At 39.3% G+C, this 6,000-nt stretch carries 4 protein-coding genes; 3 read left to right on the top strand and 1 reads right to left on the bottom strand.

Annotation, left to right across the window (positions count from 1 at the left end; genetic code table 11):
• Positions 1 to 135: 135 nt before the first annotated feature.
• Positions 136 to 657 carry an Lrp/AsnC family transcriptional regulator gene (locus tag K5Q58_RS16715; RefSeq protein WP_220755032.1) on the bottom strand — a complete coding sequence of 174 codons (522 nt, stop codon included), beginning with the start codon at positions 655 to 657 and terminating at the stop codon, positions 136 to 138.
• A 219-nt stretch (positions 658 to 876) separates the two neighbouring features.
• On the opposite strand from K5Q58_RS16715, the gene K5Q58_RS16710 reads away from it, so the two are divergent.
• The 3 genes from K5Q58_RS16710 to K5Q58_RS16700 all read left to right on the top strand — a co-directional run bounded on the left by K5Q58_RS16710 (position 877) and on the right by K5Q58_RS16700 (position 5,752).
• Positions 877 to 3,030: a TonB-dependent receptor gene (locus K5Q58_RS16710; RefSeq protein WP_220755031.1), complete on the top strand. Its 2,154-nt coding sequence runs from the start codon at positions 877 to 879 to the stop codon at positions 3,028 to 3,030.
• Between the two features lie 97 nt (positions 3,031 to 3,127).
• Positions 3,128 to 4,483, top strand: coding sequence for a cytosine permease (locus K5Q58_RS16705; RefSeq protein ID WP_220755030.1), 1,356 nt, complete (start codon positions 3,128 to 3,130; stop codon positions 4,481 to 4,483).
• 129 nt (positions 4,484 to 4,612) lie between these two features.
• Positions 4,613 to 5,752, top strand: a complete 1,140-nt coding sequence (locus K5Q58_RS16700) for a DUF917 domain-containing protein (protein ID WP_259651374.1) — start codon at positions 4,613 to 4,615, stop codon at positions 5,750 to 5,752.
• Positions 5,753 to 6,000: the final 248 nt, after the last annotated feature.

Here is a 6,000-nt window from a genome sequence, read left to right as displayed (position 1 = left end):
GAATAACTATTGTGTTTATAAAGTGCGTAAATACCTGCTTGTCGTCAGAAGTCACTTTATCTATCGGTATGAGTTTAATGGCGCTAAATATGTTTCGAACGTTATTTGCTCTAGTTGCAAAAATAAATAGCCTATTTAGATAGAATCTGCTTCTTGAGGTGTGTCATCTAACCATTTTAAACTGCCTAATGGGTAGCCTAAAAACCATTTGCTGCGCTCTAACACAATGCGAGTTTTGATATTTTTAATACTTAACTCGGAGCGGTCAGATAATTCTGTACAGATATCATTGAGTTTTTTGATATTAGGAAAGCAACTTAACGACATGTAATCAATATCTCCGCTCAATTGCATACAGTCCATAAACTCTGGAATTTCTTGAATTGCACTCACAAAGCGACGACGAGACGGTGCACTATTATCGTGTAAAGTGAATTCTACGTACGCCATAACATGTTCACATATTTGCTCTAAATTCACATCAGCATGAAACGTTCGAAAGTAACCTGCTTCTTTTAGTGCTTTGACTCTTTGAAAACATGCACTCGGCGATAAGCTGACTTTTTCAGCTAATTCGATATTCGTCAGATCCCCTTCAAGATGAAGTGTCGCCAAAATCTTCTTATTGTAGCTATCAATTTTTACTTTCTTTTTCATTTTCAGAAACCTAAGCCTGCATTTGCTTTGCCTATACTGGATTATCCCTCATTTGTTTGCAAAATTTCGTTAGTTTTATCTCAAAGCGATAATTTTTTACTGCATTTAAATAGCATTACAAAATATTATTTTTCAGCAAAGCGCCACAATGGTTATAACGGATCACACACATGCACAATATCTACATAATTATGCATATAAGCCTATGAGGGCAACTACATGAACACTAGCCATCGTCACATTTTTGCAAAATCAATTTTAGCAACTGCGATCAGTTTCTCGCTCGTCACTTCGGCTTATGCTGCAGATGAACAGCAACAAGTAACGAATGCAGAAGCCGGTATTGAACGAATTCAAATTAGTGCTCGTGGTCGTGTAGAGACACTGCAAAATGTACCTGATTCTGTGACCGCATTCAGTGGCGACATGATCCAAAATCAGCGTATTGAAAACTTCCGTGATGTGGCTGATTTAACACCTAATTTAAGCCAACTTGATAACTTCCGCCCTGGGTTAGCCAGAATTACCATTCGTGGACTGATTACCCCTCAAGTGGGCGATGCCCCTTTAGCATTTGTGGTTGATGGAGTTACAGCACCTGACTTAGAGTTTATTAACCAAGATTTAGTCGATATTGAACGTATTGAAGTGATGCGCGGAGCACAAGGCGCGCTGTACGGTAAAGGGGCAATTGGCGGCGCGGTTATCGTGACCACCAAAAAACCGACGGATGAATTAGAAGGCACACTAAAAGGCTCTTATGGTAATGGCAACACTTACAATTTAAATGGTGTCGTGTCTGGTGCCTTAAATGATGATAGCAGCGCATTCTTCCGTGTTGGCGGTTACACCAAAAGCTCTGACGGATTAATTGATAATGTATTTTTAGATGAACAAGCAGATTACTTATCTGAAGACTCAGTATTTGCTCAGTTAGAATTTGACTTGTTTGACGATACAACTTTAAACCTTCGTGGCCGATACACCACCAGTGATGCTGGTTTTGCTTATTATCAAGGCGTGACTGAAGATACTTCTGAAGATTTTGATATTCCAACTTCGCAAAATATCAGAAATAACGATCAACGCGATGTATATGAAGTCAGTGCTAAATTAACTCAGCATTATGATTTAGGTACGTTCGACTTTATTACTGCCTATAGCAGCAGTGAAAACACTCACTTTTATGATGGAGACTATTCGGCAGACCCAACCTTTATAGATGAAGATGACTTCTTTCGAGCGCCATTTGGCACCGAAGGCTTAAATGATGTTAAGTCACTAACGGTTGAATCTCGTTTTACATCTCAAAGCGATCAGAGACTAAGATGGGCAGTGTCAGCCTTTTATCAAGATAAAGAGCGCAATAACACTATTAATTTCTTTGATGATTTTTTAGGAGACGTGCCACTTGACAGAGATGATTTTACCGACGATATGATTTACTTAACCATTGCTGATAAAAATAGCAGTAAAGCATGGGCTCTTTCTGGTCAAATTAACTATGACATTACTAACAAACTAGAACTCACAGCCGCACTTCGCTACGACAATGATAAACGCGAGTCTTATGACCCCAATAATCCTGTAGATACTTTTGCAGAAGATACGTTCAGTGAGTGGCAGCCTAAATTTACTTTGGCTTATCAAATGAATCCTGATCTATTGCTATATACCGGATATTCAAAAGGGTTTAGAAGTGGTGGTTTTAATGAGCCAGCCGAAGGAATTAATCGAGTATTTAATCAAGAAGTGTCAGACAGTTATGAAGCAGGTTTTAAAACCACGCTGTTTTCAAATAAGGTCACTTTGAACGGCGCTGTGTTTATGATTTCGCAATCAGATGCTCAAATAACCCAGTTTAATGTTGATACCTTTACCCTTGAAAACTTGGCCATTGATGACGTACTAACAAAAGGTGCAGAAATTGAACTTGGTTGGGCGGCTACTGAAAACCTAGATGTTCGATTTAATGCAGGTTTAATCGATTCTGAAATTAAGGAATTTACTGACAAACCTGAACTTGAAGGCTACTCGCAAGTATGGGTACCAGAATATACATACAGCTTGTCTGCTAATCACTTGTTCCCTATCGGTGCTAATTGGTCAATCGTTTCACGAGCTGATATTCAGGTTAAAGGGCCACAATACTTTGATATTGAAATCCCAGATGTGACGTCTTCTACCTTTACCTCGATTAATGCTGGCATCGGCTTACAGTCAGATGATTGGACAGTACAGCTATATGTTAATAACTTAACCGATGAGCGCACTATTGAAGACATCTTCTTTTTCGGTGACGGTGTGACAGACTTAGCACGTATGCCAAATAAACCTCGTACCTATGGTATTGAAGCAATATATAACTTTTAATCTAGTACTTGTTAAATAAGTCGCTCGTTAAATAACTTACTTATTAAATAAATTGTTCAATAAACCAAAGGCCTCATTAGAGGCCTGTTGAGGGTTCATGTCAGTAAAGCAATCATCACACACCAATGTTCTAGCTAATTCATCGCAACCAGACTCATCTCAATCACACAGAGATGACATATTTGATGATTATGCTACTCGCCCTGTACCACAACATAAAACCGTGGGCGGTATTCGCATTGGGATGATTAATGGAGGACTCGCCTTTGCGGTGCCAGGCCTCATTACAGGCATAGAGCTTGGCGGAGAATTAGGACTAGAGCAAAGTATTTACGCTTTTTTGATTGGCGGTCTGATTCTGTCAGTACTCGGTGTGGTGACAGGGTTAGTTGGCATGCATAACCGTTTAACATCATGCATGACAATGAAATTTGTATTTGGCACTAAGGGCGCTAACTTACTCAGCTTAGCATTCGTGTTGTCATTGCTGGGTTGGTATGGCGTTAACATCAATTTGTTTAGCGAAGTATCGCAAACGCTAATACTGCAGATGTTTAACTTTACAGTCCCTATTTGGGTACTCGATATTTCGTCCGGCATCCTTATAACACTTACCACTATTTGGGGTTTCTCATTGATAGAGAAAGTCTCAAGCTTGTTTGTGCCAGTGTTGTTTATCTTAATCAGTTACATGCTTTATAAAAGTTTCGGTTACTCATTGAGCCCTGCCGAGAGTATTAATCAACAAATGGACACCATTTCATTGACTTTCGGTGAAGCGGTATCTGCTGTTGTAGGAAGTTTTATTGTCAGTGTTGTGTTAATGCCTGACTTTACCCGTTTTGCTAAAACAAAAACCGATACCGTCGTCGCTTCTTTCCTGCCCTTTTTATTACTCAACACATTTGTTTATGTCGCCGCTGCAATTGCAGGGTTAGCCGTGCAACAAAGCGACATATTACAAGTCATGTTAACGCTCGGCATTGGTGCCTTAGCTTTTGTACTGCTAATTATGTCGAGTTGGGTGACAAACGTGGTTAACCTTTATAGTGCAGCATTAGGTTTTAATGCGATGAATGCTCATTGGAAGGAATGGAAGATTATTGTATGCGCTGGGGTGCTAGGCACTGGGATTGCTTCATTTAATTTACTGGAAAATTTCACCGACTTTTTATTTAGCTTATCAATAATCTTTACCCCAGTTGCTGCAATTTACGTAGTGGACTTTTTCCTGCTTCGTCATCAGCAAGTTTATCAACTTACACAATTAACCAGTTTACCCACCTTTAACTATTGCGCTGTCATGGCATGGGGGATCGGCATACTTACCTCAATATTAGTCAATAAAGGTCACTTAACTCTGACAAGCATTGAAGTATGTGACGCCATAATCGTCACTGTGCCGGCTTATTACTTTTTAATGAAAGCCTTTGCAAAAAAAACGCTCACATGAGGTGAGATATCGCGATGATTGTTTTGTGTAACGCTTAAATTTGAACACATATTTTTGCAGTGATTATTAAAATAACTTCAGATAACACAGATTAAAATTCCAGAGCAAACCTAAGCTTAAGAGATGTAAATGATGAAAACACTGACTCGATTAGACTTATCTGACATATTACACGGCTGCGCAATTCTTGGCACTGGCGGAGGTGGTGAGCTAGATGAAGGTTTTCACTATATTGATAAAGCGCTCGAGGCAGGTAAAACCTTTAATCTTATTAGTGTAGAAAATGTCCCTGCAGGCAAGAATATCTGCACTCCTTATATGCTTGGCGCACTAACGCCAATGTCAGAGGAAGAAGAGCTGCAATATAAACGTCTTCCAAAAGCTGATGAATCATCAATAATGACTGCATTTAAACGCCTAGAGCAATACACTGGTGATGAATTTTACGGCACTATATGTTGCGAACTTGGCGGCTCTAATACCGCGATCTCCTTTTACGTTGCCGCAATGGCTAATGGTTATATCATCGATGCCGATGTTGCTGGCCGCGCCGTTCCTGAAATCACCCACTCTACTTATTACTTTAATGACATTCCAGCAGCGCCTATCGTCACTGCAAACGAATTCGGTGAGTGCTTTATCTGTGAGAATGTCATCGATGATTTACGTGCAGAAAGCGTTGTGCGAGCCTTATCAATGATAAGCCGCAATGACATTGCAGCTATCGATCACGCAATGCCTATTGAACAAGTTAAAGATGCTGTCATTAAAGGCACAATATCTAAATCCTTAGCCATTGGCCAAGCCTATCGCAAAGCAAAAGAACAAAATAAAGATATCGCAGATGAAATAGCTAATCACGGTGAAGGATATGTGGCATTTAGAGGCATAGTCACTGAGTTTAGCTTTAAAACTCAAGATGGTTTTACTTTAGGAGATCTCTATATTGACGGTACAGGCGAGTATGTAAGTAACCGTTATCATATTGAAGTGAAGAATGAGAACTTGGTAAGCAGGCTGAACGAAGAAGTCGATGTCACTATTCCTGATTTAATATGCTGCTTAGACATGGACACCTTAACCCCTATTACCAATCCAAACTTTAGCCAACAAATGAATGTGGCAATTGTAGTACTTCCAGCACCAAAAGAATTTACGACTGAGCGAGGCCTTGAAGCCTTTGGTCCTGCATATGTCGGGCTCAAAATGCCATATATTGCTGCTGTTGAACGCCACTTTAAAAATAATCGGTATAAAAATATAAAGTAAAAATACCAATATGAGTATTTTGTAGGTTCTAATTTTGTCTAATAATGATGTTCATAGACTTTTTGCATTAGGTGACTTTAAGTATCAGGTGGCTTGGAACATATGGGTATATTTGTTCTATTTACTGAATAGATTTAACTACTTGCCACTTAACAAATTAACTTAAGTCAACTGACTTAAATCAATAATCCCGAATCAATCAACCCAAAACACAGCATCAATTTTAAATGTATGCGGGCCTCTCATAA

Source organism: Shewanella sp. KT0246 (assembly GCF_019654955.1).
GTDB classification, from domain to species: domain Bacteria; phylum Pseudomonadota; class Gammaproteobacteria; order Enterobacterales; family Shewanellaceae; genus Shewanella; species Shewanella goraebulensis.
Note: the sequence above shows the minus strand (reverse complement) of the source record. Positions and strands in the feature narration are given on the sequence as shown.

Bases quoted from the DNA above. Each gene is read 5' to 3' on its own strand.
- K5Q58_RS16705 (WP_220755030.1), top strand. From the start codon at position 3,128: ATGTCAGTAAAGCAATCATCACACACCAATGTTCTAGCTAATTCATCG.
- K5Q58_RS16710 (WP_220755031.1), top strand. From the start codon at position 877: ATGAACACTAGCCATCGTCACATTTTTGCAAAATCAATTTTAGCAACT.
- K5Q58_RS16715 (WP_220755032.1), bottom strand. From the start codon at position 657: ATGAAAAAGAAAGTAAAAATTGATAGCTACAATAAGAAGATTTTGGCG.
- K5Q58_RS16700 (WP_259651374.1), top strand. From the start codon at position 4,613: ATGATGAAAACACTGACTCGATTAGACTTATCTGACATATTACACGGC.